Below are 19,696 nucleotides of genomic sequence, written 5' to 3'. Positions count from 1 at the left end.
CTCCGGCGGCAGCAGCCGCGCGACGATGCGATCCCTGTATGCTTGTCCGTATCGAGCCATTCTCGACTACCCGCGCCCCCTCGTTCCGCGGTCCTAAACGCGCGGCAACTGTCCTGACACAGGGGGGGCTTGTCGCTGTGGTTCTGGTCCATCGGTCTGACCTCCGGTTGCGGTGACCTCTACCGCAGTCGGCTGTCTCATCGAACCGTGCCGCACCCCACAATGACTTCCATACAAATCTCGTGGCCGCGCTGCCGCAGTTGCGCATCCAGGCGCTTGCGCTGACGCGCAACCGGGCTGCGGCAGATGATCTCGTTCAGGACGCGGCGATGAACGCGCTCGCCGCGCAAAGCAGCTTCACGCCGGGTACCAACTTCCGCGCCTGGATGCACCGCATCCTGCGCAATCGCTTCATCAGCGACTTGCGGAAGCGGCGTGAGATCGTGGACATCGACGATGCCCCGCCAGCATCCCTTGCGGTCTACGCCGGGCACGAGGACCGTCTCGTCTTACAGGAGCTGCAGCAGGCACTCGGCGAAGTGCATCCTGTACAGCGCGAGGCGCTGTTCATGGTCGTGCTGCAGGGCATGTCCTATGAGGAAGTGGCCGCGGCCACCGACTGCGCCATTGGCACCGCCAAGAGCCGGGTCTTCCGTGCGCGACGGTTGCTGGCAGCCCGCTTGCTCGGCGAGACGGGCCGGGACGCTGGCATCGGGTCGGTCGAGGCATCGCATGCGGCAGTGGAGCGCATCCTGCGCGCCAAGGTGAGGACGGCGGAGCTGCAGGATGACAGCGAGCCGTAAACGCCACCGTTCAACCCTTAGCCAACCAGTGGATTTTCTCTGCCATACACCCGAGTTTCTATGTCCGCCAAACCGAGCGTGTAGCACCCCTCGCCGAGGGCATGGCTGGTCCTAGGGTGCTATCTTGCGTGCAGCGTCGTGTTCCAGCAGCTAAGCTTTCGACAATAGCGACCAGAGCATCGGGGCCGAATGGTTTCGCCAGTACCGGCGCAGCCACATGGGTACCTCGATCACAGCCTTCGCCATAACCGGTGCAGAATACGAAGGGCACGCCATGGGCGGCTAGACAATCGGCGACCGGGAAGACAGCCACGCCTTCGAGGTTGATGTCCAACACGGCGACGCTCAGCCCCCCGTCGAACGCCGTGCGCTCGATTATCGCCAGCGCCTCGCTCACTGAGCAGGCAGGGCCGACAATTTCTGCCCCAGCATCGAGGAGCCCGTCCTCCATCATCATGGTGACCAAGGCCTCATCTTCGACGACGAGGACCCGCCGGCCTTGCAATGCGGTGCATGAGTAGGAGCTTTGTCCAGCATACATGTACCTGCTCTCCGAGGTCTTTTTGGCTGCAGCACAGGGTAACGAAGCGCTTTGCTGCCAGGGCGCCTTCGCCATCCTTGTCTCAAATGCGTCCCTGTCTGTCCTATCCTGTACAAGGAACGCCAAAGCGGGGCCGCTAATCCGCCTCGATGAGTTAGAGCAACTGGAGTGTTAGCCACCCCTCTGGAGTTTGGCGTGTCTACGTTGCACCCGGAGGCGCTTGCGGGCGGTCTTTCGGCTGCGTTTAGGTCTGATACGCACGACGGCACGTCCCTCGCATAAGTTGAAACGTCAGACCTTAGCGAACCAGTCTATGATCGCAAACGGACGGCGCCGCACGAATCAGCTAGAAGATATGTCTCATTGGGATGCGCAACTGTAGTGCTATGCTGGCGGTGCTGCTACGCGCTGCCCGCGCTTAACGCTGGTTAGCCCGGTCACCCGGCATCACTGCTGTGCCGCCCGGCGCTGTGGAGACGGTTCCTGGGAGCGCACTCGGGTCTGGTGCGCCACGCCCCTGCGTCGGAACCAGTGGCGCCGCGGCACCCTGGGCGGGCTGCTGGCTGCGACCCAACATGACCTGTGGCGTGCTGCCCAGATTGCCGGCAGCTGGGGAGCCTGGAGTGGCATTGTTCAGCCCACCGGTACCTTGGCTATCCGCGCCAGAACCACCGCCACCGCCGCCGCCCTGAGCTAAAATGATGCGGTCGGAGTGACGCAGCTCACCTGTGTTCACGTCGCGGTTCTGGTTCAGCACAGGGGCGGCGAGCAGCACCGCGCCCAGCGCGGTTGCGAGAATGGAGGTCTGGGGCATCGATCGTCTCCGCGTTCAACAAACGCTGGTGTCGCGCTCGCTCCGGAGAAGGCGCGGGTTGTGTGGTAGCATCGGAGCTTCCTTGGGGGGCCGTCCCCACCGTGGTTAGGACGGCCCAGTGTCTGGCATTGCTTTCGGTCCCGCCCGCGACAGGAGCATGCGGGAGCAGCCGGCAGTGTTGACGCGAACGCCACGATGAGATCCGTAGTTTGTCACCATGCAGCAATGCAGCAGCCGATTTGCCAGATATGCTCCGAATTGTGAGGTGTTTGTACAGTACCGTACTTCGGGATCAGCCAATACAGTTTTGGCTCACTCTCTGTCGTATCCCGGCGTGCCAAGAATTTGCCGGCCAGAGCAAGGTTGGAACAGACTGCTCCTGTTCCGTGCCGGTGTAGCACTTCCAAAAGGAAGCCAGAGGATGCGCATGGCGGCTTGCCGGATGAGTTCCTGTCACGACGAGGCGGCGAACCTCGACAGCGCGTTGGCGCTGCTCGAACAGGTGGCAGCCGCTGACGGCCTGGCGGTGCTGGCCGATTCGGTCCATGCGCGCAGGCCGGGTGGCTACTGCCGCAACGTCAGGCCACTGATCGATGCCGTGAACCGCATTGCGGTGACAGAGGCACGCTTTGCGATGCTGCCTGTATGACTGCCTCATTCGAACCTGAGATCACGGGCAGACTGCAGCGAGCGCAGGTCGCATTTCAGAAGGCCCAGGGCATGTTGCTGACAGCGCATCGCAAACTGAAAGATTTGCCGTCGGACGAGGTCAACCGCTTTTGGCTCGGCTCCGGAGCGCGTCTCGAGGCACATCTGAACACTACGGCAGCGGAGGTGCTGGCCGCGTTCCAAGCCTTCTCTGCGGCCGGGCTGGTCGTCAGCGCCCATGACCGGCATCTGGTCAGCGAGGCACAGCGACATCGTGCCCAGAATGGCCCACGACGTAGGACACCCCCGAGAATGCCAAAGCTACTCATTGCTGAACACCGGGTCCGGCGCGGGATCGGGTCGCGGCAATTCGCCTTCGCATCGCGGCGTGGTGCGACCGCATGCAAGCGGCGCAGCATGTCCAACTTCGTCCGCGCGTAGCTCAGGAAAAAGCGCAAGGGGTCGGGATTGATATGACAAACAGCCTCAGGACTGGTGCAAACCAGGCTCGAACCCAGAGAAGCAGGCGCGCCGCCGACGGCACCAGCGCGACCTCCTGGGCAGTGCGTCGCGGCCAAGTCCCAAAGCCGCGTAGCGGCGCACCCGAGGTCCAGGGCATCATTCCGCGTTTTACGGGCGTCCGGCAACAACCCTGATTCCCGGCGGTTCTATAGTGGCCGTCGCAGCGGGTGTTGTGGCCTGCCCCGGCACGCGCGCCGCATTACCGCCGCGCGGCTCGCGGCCGGTGATCAGCCGAGCACCGCGCTGGAAGGTCAGGTAGCTCCAGAGCCATTCGAAAGAGACGACGACGCGGCTGCGGAAGCCGATCAGGTACCAGACATGGGCGATCCCCCAGAACCACCAGCCGATCAACCCGGTCAGGCGGATGCCGTTCAGCGCCACCACGGCGGAGCGCCGGCCGATCGTGGCCAGGTCGCCATGGTGGCGGTACGCGAAGGGGCCGGGCTCCGCCGCGCCCGCGGCACGGGCCGCCAGCACCCGGCCGACATGGCGGCCCATCTGCTTCGCTGCCGGCGCATTGCCGGGGATGGGCTTGCCGCAGGCGTCGGTGACCGCGGCCAGGTCGCCGACCGCGAAGATGCCGGGCTGCCCCGGCACCGCCAGGTCCGGCCCTACCCGGATCCGCCCGGCCCGGTCGCGCTCGGCGCCGATCCAGGCGCCGGCCGGGGAGGCAACGACGCCGGCCGCCCACACGATGGTGCCGGCAGCGATCCGCTCCTCGCCGCATTCGACAACGGTCGCGCTGCAGCCGGTGACGCGGGTGCCGGTCAGCACCTGCACGCCCATGCGCTCCAGCGAGGTACGGGCGACGGTCCCCAGCTCCTCGGGGAAGGTCGGCAGCACGCGCGGTCCGGCCTCCACCAGCATCACCCGGGCCGCGGCGGGATCGATCCGGCGGAACTCCCGCGGCATGGCATGGCGCGCTAGCTCCACCATCGCCCCGGCGAGCTCGACGCCGGTCGGGCCGGCGCCGATAACGACGAAGGTCAGCAAGCGGCGGCGTTCATCAGGGTCCGTCGTGACCTCGGCGCGCTCGAAGGCCAGCAACAGGCGGCGGCGGATGTCGGTGGCATCCTCGATGGTCTTCAGCCCGGGCGCGACCGGCGCCCATTCGTCATGGCCGAAATAGGAATGCGTCGCGCCGGTCGCCAGCACCAGCGCGTCATAGGCGATCGCCAGCTCTTCGCCGGCACGCACGACGCGCGCCGCGGTGTCGATGCCGGTCACCTCGGCCATCACGACCGCGAGGTTGCGCTGCCGGCGAAAGATGGCGCGGATCGGCCAGGCGATGTCGCCGGGCGACAGCGCCGCGGTCGCCACCTGGTACAACAGCGGCTGGAACAGGTGGTGGTTGTGCCGGTCCACCAGCGTGATCTCGCAGGGGGCGCGGGCCATGGCGCGCGCCGCCTCCAGGCCGCCGAAGCCGGCGCCCAGGATCACCACTCGAAGCGGCCGCGTACCGTCTTCCTGCTGCGTCATCGCTTCTTTCCCGGCAAGGACAAGGGCGGTAACTGCCGTACCAAGCCGACGTTGCCGCGCTACGCCGGGCCGTTCCGCTCCCAGCCCGGGGACGCGCCTCCGCCTGCCTGCGTTACCCCGGCCGGCGCAGCTTCCAGAGGCAAAGCAAGAATGAGCGACACCGAATCCCATGTCGGCTTGCATGAGACCGCCGAGGCGCCGATGCGCACGGCTGTCATCCTGCCCTGGCACGAGGACGGCCAGTCGCGCGATGCCGCGGCGCGGCTCGCGGAGGCGGTCGAGCTCAGCCGGTCGATCGGCCTCGACGTGGTTCACAGGGTCACGCTGCCGCTGCGGGCAGTCCAGCCGGCGACGCTGCTCGGCTCCGGCCAGGCAGCGTCTCTGGGGGAGGCTATCGCGGTGCAGCGCATCGGCCTTGCCATGGTAGATGCGGCGCTCTCGCCAGTGCAGCAGCGGAACCTGGAGCGCATCTGGGGCTGCAAGGTGATCGACCGCACCGGCCTGATCCTCGACATCTTCGGCGAGCGGGCACGGACCCGCGAGGGCGCACTGCAGGTGGAACTCGCGCATCTGCAGTACCAGCGCAGTCGCCTGGTGCGATCCTGGACCCATCTTGGCCGGCAGCGTGGCGGCTTCGGCTTTCTCGGCGGCCCCGGCGAGACCCAGATTGAGGCCGACCGCCGGCTGATCGGCGAGCGCATCGCCCGACTGCGCCAGGAGATCGAGGAGGTGCGCCGCACCCGCGGGCTGCACCGTGAAGCCCGCAGGCGCGTGCCCTTTCCGGTCATCGCCCTGGTCGGCTACACCAATGCTGGGAAGTCGACGCTGTTCAACGCGCTGACCGGCGCCGCGGTGGTGGCCGAGGACCAGCTCTTCGCCACGCTTGACCCGACACTCCGCGGCATCGCCCTGCCGTCCGGCCGCCGAGCGATCCTGTCGGACACGGTTGGCTTCATCAGCGCGCTGCCGACCGAGCTCGTCGCGGCCTTTCGAGCGACGCTGGAAGAAGTGGCCGAGGCTGACATTATCCTGCATGTGCGCGACGCGGCGCATCCGGACAGCCAAGCGCAGCGTGCCGACGTCGTCGCGGTGCTGGACGGGATGGCGGAGGACGGCATGCTCGGCGCTGATTGGTCGCGCCACACAATCGAGGTCCTGAACAAGGCCGACCTGCTCGGCGGCGTGGCGCAGGTCGCCGCCCGCCCGGGCGAGGCCGCCGTCTCGGCGCTGACCGGGGAGGGCTTACCTGCGCTACTGGCGACGATCGACACGCGCTTGTCGGAAGGGCTGGTGACCGTCGGCTATGACATCTCGACCTCGGACGGCGCGCAACTCGCCTGGCTCTACGGTCATGGGGAGGTGGTCGGGCGGCAGGACGGCGACGAGGCTATCCATGTCACCGTGCGCCTCGCCCCCGAAGACCGCGCGCGCTTCGAGCGGCAGCGGAATGCCGCGCCAGGGCGCTAACGGCACTTAGCGCTGTTCGTCGACCGAGCGCCGGCCAAGACCTTTGACTTTCCGCCGACGGCGCTACGTGACCGCTGGCACAAGGGCGGTCCAGCGGTGCGCATAGCCTTGGGCTAGCTGGAGCGGGGCAAGCCGGCCGAGGCACCGACGCCGGGGTTGCAGGTGATCCAGGTTGGCTGATGCGCGGGAACTCGACGTCATCAGGCGCCATCGGCGCGCAGTGATGGTCGCCAAGGATGCTTGCATCCACCCCGACGACTACGACATCTACGCCCACCTGTTAGCCTGGAGCTATCAGGGCCCGCGCGACTCAGTTGTCCTGCTCAGTCTGCTAGTGCACTGACGCAGACGGACGATTCACGCGCCTGCTGAGGCATGTCAGGTTGGGCGAATGGCCCAGGACGTATGCGTCATTGTCGATGCTGGTGATCGCGTCCGACTAGCGGCGATCACGGCTGACCGGAACCGCCCGCAAAAGCACATCCAGCGTGCTCGGATCATCCTGCTGTCCGCCGACCGGCTCCCCGTCGCCGAGGTTGCCCGTCAGGCCGCGGCAAGCCGACCGGCGGTGTGGCGCTGGCAGGCGCGCTACGCCCAGGCTGGGGTGGACGGCCTGCTGCGCGACAAGACCCGCCCACCCGGCCGAGCACCGGTGCCGACCGCGACCGTGGCGAAGGTGCTGGCGCTCACCTGCTCCGCGCCGCGGGGCCAGGCCACCCATTGGACCGGCCGGGCGATGGCGCAGGCCAGCGGCATCAGCCTGCGCTCAGTGCAGCGCATTTGGGATGCCCATCGGCTGCAGCCGCACCGGCTGCGCAGCTTCAAGCGCTCCAACGATCCGGCCTTCGCCGAGAAGGTCGAGGACATCGTCGGCCTCTACATGGATCCGCCGATGCACACCGTGGTGCTGTCCATCGACGAGAAGTCGCAGATCCAGGCGCTCGACCGTACCCAGCCTGGCCTACCCCTCAAGCCCGGCAAATGCGGCACCATGACCCACGACTACAAACGCAACGGCGTCACCACCCTGTTCGCCGCGCTCAATGTCCGGGATGGCACCGTGCTGGGCCGCTGCATGCCGCAGCACCGGCATCAGGAGTTCGTCCGCTTCCTCAACGCGGTCGAGCGCGCCGTGCCCGCGGGTAAGCTGATCCACGCCATTGCCGATAACTACGCCACCCACAAGCATCCCAAGGTGCGCGCCTGGCTGGAGCGGCACCCGCGCTGGGTGTTCCACTTCACCCCAACCTCGGCCTCCTGGATCAATGCCGTCGAAGGTTTCTTCTCAGCGCTGAGCCGAAGGCGCTTGCGACGAGGGGTATTCCAATCCGTCGCCGACCTCGAGCAGGCCATCGCCCGCTACATCCGCGAGCACAACGCCACGTCGAGCCCATTCGTCTGGACCAAGCCCGCCGACCGCATCCTCGCCAAGCTCGCGCGGCTGCCTGTACCTTCCGTATGAGTCACTGCACTAGCTTAATCCCCGGCTAGCAGCGAGATCGCCTCGGGCAGTCGCCCCGCGTTGCCAACCGCGAGTACCTGCAGGCCGCTGCCCAGGCGCAGGGGCCGGCCTTCCCAATCTGTCACCCGGCCGCCTGCGCCCTCGATCACCGGGACCAGCGCGGCCCAATCCCAGGGTTGCATCTGGGCTTCTGCGACCAAGTCCAGCTGACCTAGCGCCAGCAGGCCACAGGCGTAGCAATCCCCGCCTCAGGATACCCGCCGCACCGCCGCGGCCAGGCGATGCCAGCGCGCCGTCTCCGCCGCATTGAGCATCTCCGGGCTGGTACAGGACAGTTCTGCCTCCGCCAGGCGCGAACATGGTCGGCACCCTGGCCGGCCGCCGAAGGGACCGCGAAATTGAGTCTGCTGGCCCGCCAGGCCGACCCAGCGTTCCCCGATGATGGGCTGATCGATGACGCCGAGCACTGGCACGCCGTCTCGCAGCAGCGCCACCAGCGTGCCGAAGACCGGGCGGCCGGTAATGAAGGCGCGGGGCCCGTCGATTGGATCCAGCACCCAGCGCAGCGACGCTTCCGGCCGGTCGAGGCCGAATTCTTCGCCCTGGATGCCGTGCCAAGCTCACCGCTCTGCGACGCTACGGTAGGAGCAGGCGTATGGCGTCCTGCACCGAGACCGTCGCCAGGAGCTGCCGGGCAGTGTCGTAGATGTCGATCTGGCGGTAGCCGATCGGCAGACCCTGCCGGAGCGCGTCGGCCGCGAAGTGGCGGAGGTCAACGATGGCCTCAACGCGCGCCGCGTCCAGAATGGGCAACTCGGTCCCCTCCAGGTCTTCGATCAGTACGGCGTCAGTGCGGTTGTGAAAAAAGAAGCGGGGCATAGACCTCTAGGCCACCGTTCCACGAGCCGTGTCTGTCCGGTCCCGCACGGCTGCGCCCCACACTGGGAGCACGGCCGAGAAGACCAATGATTATGTCAGTAATCTGACACTTGCCACAATGATCGAGAGCATTTTCCTGCCTTTTCAATCTGTTATTCAGTGCCTTGCGCCATTATGTACAAATCATCGCCTGCCGAGTCCCTCCGGCGCGGGCGGCAGAGAGAGACTCGTACTCCCGCCGACAGCCCTGTCGCATGGGAGCCAACCATGACCTTCGCCGACCACGCCATACCCACATCCCGTAACCGCCTACTCGCGGCGCTGCCGCCTGAAGACCTTGCCCGGCTCCAGCCGCAGCTGGAGGTTGTCGACCTTCCGTTGCGCAAGGTCCTCTCCGCGCCGGGCAAGCCGATCACGGCCGTCTACTTCCCTGAGACCGGCTATGTGTCCATGCTGGCCTATTTGGAGAAGGGCGATGTCATCGAGGTCGGGGTGGTCGGCAACGAAGGGATGGTTGGGCTGCCAATTCTGCTCGGAGATGACAGCGACGACTGCGAAGCCATGGTGCAGAACCCAGGCACCGCCCTCCGCATGGACGCAGCGGCATTCCGCGCGGAACTCGACCACACTCCTGCCTTTCGCACCCTGCTGCTCCGCTCAGCCCTATTTCAGCACAGGCAGGTGGCGCGCACGGCGGCCTGCAACGGGCGTCACTGCATCGACCAGCGTCTCGCCCGTTGGCTGCTGATCGCGCACGACCGGGCTGAGGGGGGGTCGTTCGCCATGACCCATGAGTCCCTCGCTATCATGCTCGGCGTGCGTCGCGCCGGGATCACCGTTGCGGCGGGCCAGTTCCAAGCGGCGGGTCTGATCCACTACGAGCGGGGCCGCATGGAGGTCACCGACCGGCCCGGTTTGGAGGCGGCCGCCTGCGAGTGTTACGGCGTAGCCCGACGTGCCCTCGATCGTCTGTTCGGGTCGAAGGTGGAGGCACAGATGTGTACGGCGGAGAGAAAGTCGGCCACTGGAGCGGCGGCGTAATGCCGCTGCGGGCGGAGTAAAACCCGGCCAGTGGCAGGTGGCCTACCCTGAGCGATCAGGTGAGGTCGCCGGAGGATGTTTGTGGTGGAAAGCTATGCGGCGGTCCGGCGGTTTGTGTTCCTGGAGGGTCACAGTCGGCGGGAGGCGGCTCGGGTGTTTGGCCTGAGCCGGGATACGGTTGTCAAGATGTGCCGGTACTCGGCGCCGCCGGGTTACGTGCGGAGCGGACCGGCGGCCAAGCCCAAGCTGGGTCCGCTGGTCCCGGTGATTGAGGCGATCCTGGAGGCGGACCGGTCGGCCCCGGCCAAACAGCAGCACAGCGCCAAGCGGATCTTCGAGAGGCTGCGCGACGAGCATGGCTATGGCGGCGGCTACACGGTGGTGAAGGATCATGTGCGGCGGCAGCGGGCGCGGGGCCGTGAGGTCTTCGTGCCGCTGGCGCACCCGCCCGGCCATGCGCAGGTGGATTTCGGCGAGGCGGTGGCGATGATCGGCGGGGTTCGGCAGAAGGTCCACTTCTTCTGCCTGGACCTGCCGCAGTCGGACGCCTGCTTCGTGAAGGCCTATCCGCGCGAGACGACCGAGGCCTTCCTCGACGGGCATGTATCGGCCTTCGCTTTCTTCGGCGGTGTGCCGCAGTCGATCCTGTACGACAACCTCAAGCTGGCGGTGGCGCGGATCTGCGGCGACGGCACGCGCGAGCGGACGCGGGCCTTCACCGGCCTGGTCAGCCACTATCTGTTCCAGGACCGCTTTGGCCGCCCGGGCAAGGGCAACGACAAGGGCAAGGTAGAGGGGCTGGTCAAGTTCGCCCGGTCCAACTTCATGACCCCGGTCCCGGTGGCGGCCAGCCATGAGGACCTCAACGCCCTGCTGGCGGAGCGTTGCCGCCTGCGGCAATCCGACCGGGCGGGCCGTCATGCCGAGACGATCGGCGAGCGCCTGGTGGCGGACCTGGCGGCGCTGCGGTCTTTGCCCGGCGTAGCGCTCGAGCCGTGCGAGACGACCACCGCGCGGGTGTCGTCGACGGCGCTGGTGCGCTACCGCGGCAATGACTACTCGGTGCCGACGGCGCATGGCTTCCAGCCGGTGCTGGTGAAGGGCTTCGTCGAGACGGTGCTGATCCTGTGCGAGGGTGAGCCGGTCGCCCGCCACGCCCGCTGCTATGGCCATGGCGAGTTCGTCTACGACCCCTTGCACTACCTGGCGCTGCTCGAGACCAAGCCGGGCGCGCTCGACCAGGCGGCGGCGCTGCAGGGCTGGGATCTGCCGCCAGCCTTCCAGCACCTGCGCCAATTGCTGGAGGCGCGCATGGGCAACCGCGGCAAGCGCGAGTTCATCCAGGTGCTGCGCCTGCTGGAAATCGCCGCCAAGGAGGTGGTCGCCGCCGCGGTGGCCGAGGCCATCCAACTCGGCGCCATCGGCTTCGACGCGGTCCGGCAGATCGTCCTGGCACGGATCGAGCGGCGCCCGGCCAGGCTGGACCTGGCCGCCTATCCCTGGCTGCCCAACACCGCGGTGCGCAGCACCCGCGCCGCCGACTATGCCGTGCTGCTCGAGGAGCAGGCGGCATGAGCGCGGCCGACACGATGCCGCCCGGCACCAGCCAGGGCACCCCGCAGGTCCTGCTGGCGCATCACCTCAAGCAGCTCAGGCTGCCCACGGTGCTACGCGAATACGACAAGGTGGCCCGCGAGTGCGCCCGCGACGGCGTCGATCACCCCCGCTACCTGCTGCGGCTGCTCGAGCTGGAACTGATCGACCGCGAGCGGCGTCTGGTCGAGCGGCGGATCCGCCAGGCCCGGTTCCCGGCGACCAAGAGCCTGGACAGCTTCGTGTTCACCGCTATCCCCAGCCTCAACAAGATGCTGGTCCTCGAGTTGGCACGCTGCGAATACATCCTGCGGCGCGAGAACATCATCGCACTCGGCAATTCTGGAACGGGCAAGACGCACATCGCGCTGAGCCTCGGCCTCGCCGCCTGCCAGAAAGGCTTTAGCGTCACCTTCATCACGGCCGCTCAGCTGGTCCACCAACTGATGGAGGCGCGCGACGAGAAACGCCTGCTCAGGCTCCAACGCGAGTTGCAGGCGCCCAAGCTGCTGATCGTCGATGAACTTGGCTATGTGCCCCTGTCGTCGACCGGAGCGGAGTTGCTGTTCGAAGTGTTCAGAGATCGTCATTCATAATGGTCGTTTCCTTTGCGGTGAGGACGAACGGGGCTGGCGGTGTGGTGGCGGCGTGGTGCGGAGGTCCTTCAGGCGCCACTGCCAGGTTTGTCCCTGACGTACGCGGTAAGGGAGGTAGTGGCCTTCGGTGACCTGTTGCCAGAGCTCGTTCGGTGCAAGCCCTGTCTGCTGCAGGACGGACCTGAAACTTGGCAGGGCGTCGGTCTGTGGCGCCGCGCCGGTCAGCCTGGCGACATCTGCGTCGTCCAGCCGGACCCAGACCTTGGAGGCAGGCACACGTTGGTCATGCCGCAACACACCGTGCCGGACCCAGAGGTTGACGAGCGAGGGCGAGACTTGGAGCAGCTCGGCAGCGGCGCGACTGGAGACGAGACCGTCGGCCCTGGTTGTGGTGAGGTCCGGATCGAGACGGCAGCCGGTCGGGATGGCATGCTGCTTGCGGATGGAGAGCACGCGGGCATAGGTCCACGCCCTGCCGGTGCGGGTGCGGAGGCCCTCGGCGTTGAGCCGATCGGCGACTTGATGGTCGGGTAGCTGGCGTGCCAGTTCGGCGAGCCGCTCGAGCACGGCAGCGCCGGTTAGCATGTGCTGGCTGATGGGCGGGCAGTCCGCGATGTGTTCGGTGACCGTGCCACCGCACCAGAGCAGCTTGAAGGTTGCCCGACGCTGCTCTGGATGGGTGGTCAGCGTGACCTCGGTCACGACGAGACGCAGCAGGCGCTTGCGGTCGGCGGCGGTGGTCGTGGCGGCGTGCCAGAGCGCGGGCAGGTCGGCAGCCAGGCGCCGAACACGTTCCTAGTCAGTACCCTCGAGCGGGCGCAACTCGGTCCGCTGCAGCACGGCATACTCGGCCTGCAGCTTCTCTAGCGCCTGCAGGGCAGTGTTCCAGCGGGCCTCCAGCGTCCTCGCGACCGAGCGGTTCTCCGGCTCCACGGCGTCATACTGCCGCTGTGCGCGGTCGGTCTCGTAGCGGGCGCGCTCGATGCGCAGTTGCCAATGGCGGTCCAGTTCGCGTCGCTCGCGGTCGAGCACGGCGAAAGCCTGCAACGTGGTCTCCAAAGTAGCTGGCTGCATCGCCTCGAGCAGGATCACCTCGACAGCGGCGTCGAGGTGGCGCACCGGGAACGACTGGCAGGGGGAGGCGGCATAGTCGAGCTGGGCGCGGCGGCATTCGTAGCGTCGATACTCGCCGCCATGGCTGACCGTCATGCGCCGCCCGCAGCGGCCGCACAGCATCAGGCCTTGCAGCAGCGCCGGCCCCTCGCGTGGCGCGCCGCGTCCCTTCTTGGCGAAGTTATACATGTTGTCGCGCAGCTGCTGCCGATTGCGAAGGTATTGGTCGTAGGTGAGGTAGGCCGGATAGACCCCAGGCACCACGATGTCCCATTCCTCGATCGGCCGTCGCCTCTCGTTCAGGGTCGGCGGGTCGCCAGGGGCCATCTCCAGTTTGCGGCGACCATAGACGAAGACGCCAGCATAAACCGGGCTGGTGAGCACCTGCTGGATCATCTGATAGGTCGGCTGGACCCAGACCAGCTTACCTGCATCGGCGCCGACCTGGATCAGGCGTGGCATTCGCAGGCGCTGATCGTTCAGCTCGCGCTGTACGGCGCGGGCATTGCGCAGCACCGCAAAGCGCTCGACGATCCGCGTCAGCGTCTGGCGAACCTCCTCCTCGGGATCAAGGACGACCGAGCCATCCCCCAGCCGCCGATAGCCGACCGGCAGCCGCAGCGCGAGCTCGCCGCGACGCGCCTTGTTCAGCAGATTTCCACGCATGCGTGCGCGCAGGATGTGCAGCTCCGCGGCGAACAATGTGCCCTTGACGCCGAGCAAAAGCCGGTCGTTCGGATCCTGCGGATCGTAGATGCCATCTTCATCTGCGATAAGCGTTCGGAACACGGCACAGAGCTCGATCACGCGGTGCCAGTCGCTGTTGCTGCGCGAAAGCCGCGACACCTCGGTGACCAGCACCATACCGACTTCGCCGAGGCCGATCGCTGCGACCAGTCGCTGGAAGCCGCCGCGCTGATGGCTGCTGGCACCCGACAGGCCGAGGTCGTCATCGATCACCTGCACCTGTGGCGTTGGCCAGCCCAGTTGTCGTGCTCGTTCGGCAAGCTGGTACTGGCGTCGCGTGCTCTCCTGGTTCTCCAGCACCTGTCGTGGCGTCGACTGCCGGACGTAGACGATGGCCTGCAGCTGCAGGTGACGAGGCTGCAGCTTTTGGCTCGGAAACACCGCGATGCTCATCGCCCGCTCCTGTGCCTGGCGCGGTCATGTCGGGTCGGCGAAGCTGGCGTCCGAGCAACTCCGTCCACAGCTGCACCGCCTGCTGCCGCGTCTCCGGCGAGAACAGCGTCCACAGCGGCAGGCTGATCCGCTGACGCGTGCGCAGTGCCATCGGCCCGCCCCAGGCGGCGCCGCAGGTCGTCGATCACGTCCAACAGGGCGCGCAGCGAACTGGGAGTGAAGCGGAGGCCTGGCGCCGAGGATTGCTCATCTGCGAGTTCCGTGTTCCGTGCGGCGATCAGCTGACGCGAGCCGTCCTCCACCTCGACGACCACGTAGGCTTCGCCGCGATGTCGCTTGTGCCGAACCACCCGGACCACCTGCCCAGCCAGGGCATGGTGGCGCGCTGTGACACGAACGGATTGGAGGACACGAGGATTCACCCTCCCCTTTTGTTGACCGGATGCTCCAACGCCACGAGCGCTCTTCCACAATCGTAACTTCGAATTTGCCCTTCGAAGAATGGACCTCGGTCCTCGGGTCGGAGCGTCTGACCGGCGCCTTGCTGGACCGGCTCACCCATCACGTCCACATCCTGACCATGAACGGTGATAGCTACCGACTGGCACAGTCCACCGCCCGGCGGCGACTGTCGAGCAAGGCGGCACAGGACGACACCTCCACAGGCGAACAGATCAACCCGGACACCGGTGAGATCCTGCCCGCATAGAAGGCCCTCGACGAAGCGACCACAGCCCCGGACAGGCCCCGATCGGGGCCTGTCCGGGGCCGTACCCGCTGCGCCCCCAGTGGCCTGCTTTTGCTCCGCCAGGATGGCCTGATTTTACTCCGCCGTTGACACTTCTTGGGTGCTCAGCGTGACGACATACTTCTTGACCGCAACCTGTCTCGCAAACACCGGACCGACCTCCGCACAACGACCCGGCCATCGATTCAAAGAAACGCGTCACTGTCAATGACCAGGGGGACTAGCCCTGTTCGGCGCCATGGCTTGGACCCCCTGGCTGATGGAAACGGGGGTACTGTTCACCGGCATCGGCGTGTGGATCATGTGGCGGGTGCTCAAGTCACTCCCGACAGCATCGCCGCCACGCGCCGTACAGGCCGTTCGCCGCTCTCGCCGGTGGCCTATAAGGACCCCCAGGACGTAGGACCGCTTCCAAGGGCAGAAATCCGGGCAATCCGGTGCCGTGCGCCCGCAGGCAGCGCGGGCTCCCCTGGCTTGGTGCCGCAGGCGCCATGGGATGGCGCCACAACCTGGCCGTGGCCAGGTGGAGGGGCGGAACCGTCCGGGTCGTCTGGGAGAAGACGATCCCGCCCCCGACCGGAGGAGGATCCGATCACACCGCGGAACGCCGCTGCCACCGCGCCGGTTTTAACGGCAGCCCGGACAGCATCGGCCGGGCGGATCGGCCGCAAAGGGCGCTCAGGAGAGGGTGCCGGCGACGCCCCCGGATTGACCGCGGGGAAGTCCGTACAGGCCGGTGGCAGCCTTGGCCGGTATGGGAGCCCCCAGGACCGAGAAGGCCTTAGCGTATGCCGCTTTGGAGCGGCATCCTGAGCATCCCGCGGCACCGAGAAGACGATGAACGATCTCGGCGCTCTGCCAGCCGGCCGGCTCCCCGGAGGCAGCGAGACCGACCGGACATAAGCCGCGGCCGGTGGTCATGCCAGGGCGGCGTACAGGCCGTGCAGGTAGGCGGAGCCGCCGGCGCGTAGACCGGCTCCAGCGCCAACAGGCAGGGCAATACGGGGGTGCCGGCCTAGCCACCCTTCTGGAGTTTGGCGTGTCTACGTTGCACCCGGAGGCGCTTGCGGGCGGTCTTTCGGCTGCGTTTAGGTCTGATACGCACGACGGCACATCCCCTCGATGACTTACCGGCCCGGATGCTCGATCCTCAGGCTGGGCACGGCGAACGGACATAGGCGGGGTGACGCCCCGCTCAAGTCACGCCGCGAGGAGCGTAGGGAAGTGCCGCGCATGCGTCGGGAGGAGGACGGACATCCCCAGCGCACCGGCGCTGGAGGAGGCCCGGCGGCCGTTCTGGCGCAGGTGGATAGGGTGAGCCAGCGATGACCCAACTGCACTTGTCGGCCTTCATCATGGCCACGGCGGGGGTGGTCTTGGTCTCTATCAGTTTCGGCATTTCCGGCTGGGCCGCATGGCTCGCGCGCTTCTTTGCGGACAGCCTGCTGCTTGCGGCAGGCCTGCTACTGATCCTGCCATGACCGAGGCCGAGGCCCGCGAGTTGCTCTGGCGCTGGCCTGACGACGACGGGCTGGAAGGCTGGATCGCCGAGCAGCTCTGGGAAGCGACGCCCTCCGGCTGGACCGTCACCGGCGAGTTGCGGGGCTGGCACTTCCGCATCGAGGCTGTTCCCAGTGGGCTGCGGATCCGAGCCGGTCAACTCGGGGCGCCACCCGCGACCTGGACCGTCACAGGATGATCGGCCAGCGCACTTGGCCGGGGTGACGCTGACCACCGGCGCGGCCACCTTGCCCCCATGACCCTACTCCCTGACCAGCCGCCGGCCTCGCCACCGGCCTAGCCCTCTACCGCGGACCGCCGCGCCCGCCAGGCCGACCGGCTGGCGTCGATCCGCCTGCGCATGGCGATCTGGCGCGAGCTGGAAGACCGCGACATCACCACGCCCGCGGCGATCGGCGAGGCCCTCGGCATGCCGGCGTCTGAGGCAACCAGCCTGCTGACCCGGCGTCAGTGGCGCGAGGGCGACGTCGCGCTGCTCAAGGCCATGGCGGCGCGGCTGGGGGTGCAGGTGCCGGACCATGCCCAACTCGTCAGCTAGCTCCCGGCCGGGCCATGGGATGCTTTGGCGTCCGACGTGGACGCCAGCGACCGCCGCTCACCTACGGCCGGGGCGCACTGTTCTTTGGCACCGCCAGACGCAGAAGAAGGGCCATTAGGTCTCCCTCATCGACCGCCATCGCGGCTTGTCCGAGGGTCAACCAGCGCGTCTTGCGCTGCTTCTTCTCGGGCCATTTCTTCAGCTGCCGCTTCACCCACATTGGGAACACCAAGACGTGGCAGGAGACCAAGCGGCCGCCGCGCAGGCGCTTGTCGTAGGAGTAGTGCCCAACTGGCTCCGGCTCGATTTCGCCGATCAGCCCGGCCTCCTCGAATGCTTCCCTGGCAGCCATTTCATGGGGTTCTAGCTCAGGTTCAACCCAGCCCTTGGGAAGCACCCAACGCCGTGTCTCCCGGCTAGTCACCAACATCACCATGGTCTCGCCGTCCCGCATGGTGAGCGGCAAGGCGGCGCATTGGCGACCGGAAGACGTCTTTATCTCGCGGAGCTTTTGCTTCCTGCGCATTTCGGCTTGGATTTCCCTTCGCAAAGAAGCGCGAACTCCAGCGACACCACCAAAAGAGCTAGCTGCGGTATATAGAGCGAGATGTAGCACCAGCCGCACGGCTGGGGGTGCAGGTGTCTGAATCGGCAAGCATCGATTGGCCGAGCTAAACGGCGCCATGACCGAGGCCGACCCCGACGCCATCGGCCCGGACGGCCGGGTGCGCCTGCGCTGTTACCTGGCGATGGCGCATTCGGTTTGGCTTGCGGCCGGCTCTGCCAGGGCGAGAAGGGCTGCGGCCATAGCGCGCCGATCGGCATCCGGCCGGCCACGGTGCATCCAGACACCCGCCCGCAGGAGATCCAGGCGCGCGAGGGGCCGCGGCCGGAGACGCGGGCCGGGCTATCGGCTGAGCCATGACAGGGACAGCCAAGCCGGCGCGGTCCTCACTTGCACATTGTTGGAGTGACAGGCCGTTGCGGGTCTATCTGGCGGAAACCGCCAGTGACCGCCGGGCCCATCGAATGGAGGCGTATCTGTCCAACTTGGACAGTGACGGCCGCTTCCGTCTGGTGCTGAGCGCCTGATAGCGCCAACCGCACGGGGTCTATCTGGTAACCGTTTCCAGATGGCGGCGCGGCCGAAGGTCACTGCTCGCGGCGAGCAGTTAGAGGCGCCTTACGCGTGGAGGCGAGGCGGCAATCGCTTTGTAGGAGTGAAAATGCCCAGCGCTCCTCCCCGCGTGCGGGCGAGGGTCATCGTGGAGCCGGCTCCACGGTGCTCGCGCCCGTTCCTCCCCGCGCGTGGGGGCGAGGGGGTTTCGGGGCCAATACGCGCACGCGCGCGAGGTCAGCGCACGGTCGACCGCATAGTGGCCGCGTCAAAAGGAAAGCCTTTCGATTTGGCGCAGCCGATCGAAGCCGACCCGTCCGACCCCCGCCAGATCGACATCGAGGACGTGCCGGCCGAGCCGAGCCCGGCCGAGGTGGTGCGCGCCAACCTGGCCGAGATGGACCAGCCCAAGGTGATCGAGTGGCACCGAACGCTGGAGGCGCTGCGCGGGCTCAACGCACGGTCCTTGCCGGAGGCGCTGTTCCTCGATCGCTACCGCAGCTTTGACCATGCCATCGGGCCGGAGCTGACGCGGGCGCGGATTAGGTGATTAGCTGGATTAGCTGGGGGGTGCATCTAAACGTGCGTTTTCAGCAGGCCGGGATCATGCGGCGGCCGGCGGGTACCGGACCAGCCCCGACCCGGCGGCTAACACGTAACGAGTTGGCGTCTGGCGGGTCCGCTGGGGGTCCGCAAGCGGAACCGGGTCTGCTGACCAGGCGTAAAGCAGCCGATTAGCTGGAGTTCTGCGTCTTGACCCGCTGACTAAGTGTCCATCCGGGAACAGACCGAGTCATTTGAATCGGTTGTGATTGGCCTACGGCGGCGCGCAGCGGAAGAAGGGCGTCCATGTGGACGCCCGAGAACCGGCCGAAATACGACCGCAGCAAGCTGCGCTACCCGAGCGACCTGACGGACGAGGAGTGGGCGATCCTCGCCCCGCTGATCCCGCGCGCGAAGCGCGGCGGCAACAGGCGGACGATCGATGAGCGCGCGGTGCTGAACGGGGTGATGTACGTCCTGGGCACCGGCTGCCAGTGGGCGGCGCTGCCCAAGGACCTGCCACCGCGGAGCACGGTGAACGACTACCTGCGGCGCTGGGACGAGGACCGCACGCTCGATCGCATCCATCACGCACTCTACGTGCTGTGTCGGGAACAGGCCGGGCGCGAGGCCAGTCCGACGGCAGCGATCATCGACAGCCAGAGCGTGAAGGGCGCGGAAAATGGGGGGTCTGCATCGACCCCTCGGGCTACGACGCAGCCAAGAAGATTCAGGGCAAGAAGCGGCACGTCCTGGTCGACACCCAAGGCCTGCTGATGCAGGCCATCATCCACGCCGCCGACATCCAGGACCGCGATGGTGGCGTGCTGCTGATGGGCACACTGTTCGGCCTCTACCCCTTCCTGCTGAAGCTCTACGCCGACAGCGGATACCAGGGGCCAAACTTCCAGGCCGGGCTGCGCGCGACCTGCCGCCAGGTAAACCTGGAGATCGTCAAGCGCTCCGACCGCCACCGCTTTGTCGTCCTGCCGAAGCGCTGGATCGTGACCGCCTGTACAATCTTGCCAGGCCGGACTTCGAGTGGTCCAAAACGATCCGGCGTAGCGAGCTACGCGACCTGGGGTTTGCCGGCGGTAAGGCCGGACTGAATCTGCATCGGGTGCCTCCGAC

General features: G+C 67.0%; 21 protein-coding genes and 2 pseudogenes. 14 read left to right on the top strand and 9 right to left on the bottom strand.

Annotation, left to right across the window (positions count from 1 at the left end):
• The first annotated feature begins 242 nt into the window (after positions 1-242).
• A complete protein-coding gene (locus ACFQS7_RS29205) occupies positions 243-803 on the top strand; it encodes a sigma-70 family RNA polymerase sigma factor (protein ID WP_380070665.1) in 561 nt (186 codons plus the stop codon).
• Between the two features lie 58 nt (positions 804-861).
• Here the strand turns inward: ACFQS7_RS29205 and ACFQS7_RS29200 are convergent, their stop codons facing one another.
• Both ACFQS7_RS29200 and ACFQS7_RS29195 read right to left on the bottom strand, forming a co-directional pair.
• Positions 862-1,419, bottom strand: coding sequence for a hypothetical protein (locus tag ACFQS7_RS29200; protein WP_380070664.1), 558 nt, complete (start codon positions 1,417-1,419; stop codon positions 862-864).
• 343 nt (positions 1,420-1,762) lie between these two features.
• Positions 1,763-2,158 carry a hypothetical protein gene (locus ACFQS7_RS29195; protein WP_380070663.1) on the bottom strand — a complete coding sequence of 132 codons (396 nt, stop codon included), beginning with the start codon at positions 2,156-2,158 and terminating at the stop codon, positions 1,763-1,765.
• A 421-nt stretch (positions 2,159-2,579) separates the two neighbouring features.
• Between ACFQS7_RS29195 and ACFQS7_RS29190 the strand changes: the two genes are divergently transcribed.
• Entirely contained in the window at positions 2,580-2,807 is a 228-nt protein-coding gene (locus tag ACFQS7_RS29190; protein WP_380070662.1) for a hypothetical protein, read from the top strand.
• Positions 2,808-2,878: 71 nt separating this feature from the next.
• Positions 2,879-3,247: a hypothetical protein gene (locus ACFQS7_RS29185; protein WP_380070661.1), complete on the top strand. Its 369-nt coding sequence runs from the start codon at positions 2,879-2,881 to the stop codon at positions 3,245-3,247.
• 189 nt (positions 3,248-3,436) lie between these two features.
• Here ACFQS7_RS29185 and ACFQS7_RS29180 read toward each other — a convergent pair whose 3' ends face one another.
• Positions 3,437-4,807, bottom strand: coding sequence for an NAD(P)/FAD-dependent oxidoreductase (locus ACFQS7_RS29180; RefSeq protein ID WP_380070660.1), 1,371 nt, complete (start codon positions 4,805-4,807; stop codon positions 3,437-3,439).
• A gap of 150 nt (positions 4,808-4,957) precedes the next feature.
• Between ACFQS7_RS29180 and hflX the strand changes: the two genes are divergently transcribed.
• Together hflX and ACFQS7_RS29170 are read left to right on the top strand one after the other, a co-directional pair.
• On the top strand, positions 4,958-6,274 hold the full coding sequence (hflX, locus tag ACFQS7_RS29175; protein WP_380070659.1) for a GTPase HflX: 1,317 nt from the start codon (positions 4,958-4,960) through the stop codon (positions 6,272-6,274).
• A gap of 391 nt (positions 6,275-6,665) precedes the next feature.
• The gene (locus ACFQS7_RS29170) at positions 6,666-7,736 is read left to right on the top strand and encodes an IS630 family transposase (RefSeq protein WP_380070658.1); all 1,071 of its coding nucleotides are present in this window, start codon (positions 6,666-6,668) and stop codon (positions 7,734-7,736) included.
• A 14-nt stretch (positions 7,737-7,750) separates the two neighbouring features.
• Here ACFQS7_RS29170 and ACFQS7_RS29165 read toward each other — a convergent pair whose 3' ends face one another.
• The 3 genes from ACFQS7_RS29165 to ACFQS7_RS29155 are packed head-to-tail and all read right to left on the bottom strand — an operon-like array spanning position 7,751 to position 8,615.
• Positions 7,751-7,960 carry an inositol monophosphatase family protein gene (locus ACFQS7_RS29165; protein ID WP_380070667.1) on the bottom strand — a complete coding sequence of 70 codons (210 nt, stop codon included), beginning with the start codon at positions 7,958-7,960 and terminating at the stop codon, positions 7,751-7,753.
• Positions 7,961-7,984: 24 nt separating this feature from the next.
• Complete coding sequence (locus ACFQS7_RS29160) at positions 7,985-8,344, bottom strand: inositol monophosphatase family protein (protein ID WP_380070666.1); 360 nt, start codon at positions 8,342-8,344, stop codon at positions 7,985-7,987.
• Between the two features lie 28 nt (positions 8,345-8,372).
• Positions 8,373-8,615 carry a DUF6894 family protein gene (locus ACFQS7_RS29155; protein WP_380070657.1) on the bottom strand — a complete coding sequence of 81 codons (243 nt, stop codon included), beginning with the start codon at positions 8,613-8,615 and terminating at the stop codon, positions 8,373-8,375.
• A gap of 267 nt (positions 8,616-8,882) precedes the next feature.
• Between ACFQS7_RS29155 and ACFQS7_RS29150 the strand changes: the two genes are divergently transcribed.
• The 3 genes and pseudogenes from ACFQS7_RS29150 to ACFQS7_RS29140 form a co-directional block, all read left to right on the top strand.
• Entirely contained in the window at positions 8,883-9,656 is a 774-nt protein-coding gene (locus ACFQS7_RS29150) for a Crp/Fnr family transcriptional regulator (RefSeq protein WP_380070656.1), read from the top strand.
• Between the two features lie 75 nt (positions 9,657-9,731).
• Entirely contained in the window at positions 9,732-11,231 is a 1,500-nt protein-coding gene (istA, locus tag ACFQS7_RS29145; protein ID WP_380070655.1) for an IS21 family transposase, read from the top strand.
• 14 nt (positions 11,232-11,245) lie between these two features.
• A pseudogene (locus ACFQS7_RS29140) lies at positions 11,246-11,839 on the top strand (ATP-binding protein); the annotation flags it as partial.
• Here the strand turns inward: ACFQS7_RS29140 and ACFQS7_RS29135 are convergent.
• Together ACFQS7_RS29135 and ACFQS7_RS29130 are read right to left on the bottom strand one after the other, a co-directional pair.
• Positions 11,840-12,547, bottom strand: coding sequence for a hypothetical protein (locus tag ACFQS7_RS29135; protein WP_380070654.1), 708 nt, complete (start codon positions 12,545-12,547; stop codon positions 11,840-11,842). It lies immediately after the preceding pseudogene.
• Positions 12,548-12,640: 93 nt separating this feature from the next.
• A complete protein-coding gene (locus ACFQS7_RS29130) occupies positions 12,641-14,098 on the bottom strand; it encodes a recombinase family protein (RefSeq protein WP_380070653.1) in 1,458 nt (485 codons plus the stop codon).
• Positions 14,099-14,540: 442 nt separating this feature from the next.
• Here ACFQS7_RS29130 and ACFQS7_RS29125 point away from each other — a divergent pair, with 442 nt between their 5' ends.
• From ACFQS7_RS29125 to ACFQS7_RS29110, 4 genes are all read left to right on the top strand, one after another.
• Positions 14,541-14,807 carry an ATP-binding protein gene (locus ACFQS7_RS29125; protein WP_380070652.1) on the top strand — a complete coding sequence of 89 codons (267 nt, stop codon included), beginning with the start codon at positions 14,541-14,543 and terminating at the stop codon, positions 14,805-14,807.
• 1,364 nt (positions 14,808-16,171) lie between these two features.
• Complete coding sequence (locus tag ACFQS7_RS29120) at positions 16,172-16,327, top strand: hypothetical protein (protein ID WP_380070651.1); 156 nt, start codon at positions 16,172-16,174, stop codon at positions 16,325-16,327.
• Positions 16,324-16,545, top strand: a complete 222-nt coding sequence (locus ACFQS7_RS29115; protein WP_380070650.1) for a hypothetical protein — start codon at positions 16,324-16,326, stop codon at positions 16,543-16,545. The genes ACFQS7_RS29120 and ACFQS7_RS29115 overlap by 4 nt, the downstream gene beginning before the upstream one ends.
• Positions 16,546-16,707: 162 nt before the next feature.
• Positions 16,708-16,905, top strand: coding sequence for a hypothetical protein (locus ACFQS7_RS29110; protein WP_380070649.1), 198 nt, complete (start codon positions 16,708-16,710; stop codon positions 16,903-16,905).
• A gap of 61 nt (positions 16,906-16,966) precedes the next feature.
• Here the strand turns inward: ACFQS7_RS29110 and ACFQS7_RS29105 are convergent, their stop codons facing one another.
• Positions 16,967-17,359 carry an NUDIX hydrolase gene (locus tag ACFQS7_RS29105; protein ID WP_380070648.1) on the bottom strand — a complete coding sequence of 131 codons (393 nt, stop codon included), beginning with the start codon at positions 17,357-17,359 and terminating at the stop codon, positions 16,967-16,969.
• A 952-nt stretch (positions 17,360-18,311) separates the two neighbouring features.
• Here ACFQS7_RS29105 and ACFQS7_RS29100 point away from each other — a divergent pair.
• Both ACFQS7_RS29100 and ACFQS7_RS29095 read left to right on the top strand, forming a co-directional pair.
• A complete protein-coding gene (locus tag ACFQS7_RS29100) occupies positions 18,312-18,572 on the top strand; it encodes a hypothetical protein (protein ID WP_380070647.1) in 261 nt (86 codons plus the stop codon).
• Between the two features lie 299 nt (positions 18,573-18,871).
• Positions 18,872-19,572, top strand: a pseudogene (locus ACFQS7_RS29095) (IS5 family transposase); the annotation flags it as partial.
• Positions 19,573-19,696: the final 124 nt, after the last annotated feature.

The organism is Dankookia sp. GCM10030260 (genome assembly GCF_042666655.1).
Lineage (GTDB): Bacteria > Pseudomonadota > Alphaproteobacteria > Acetobacterales > Acetobacteraceae > Paracraurococcus.
This window is presented reverse-complemented; position numbering and strand designations above follow the sequence as displayed.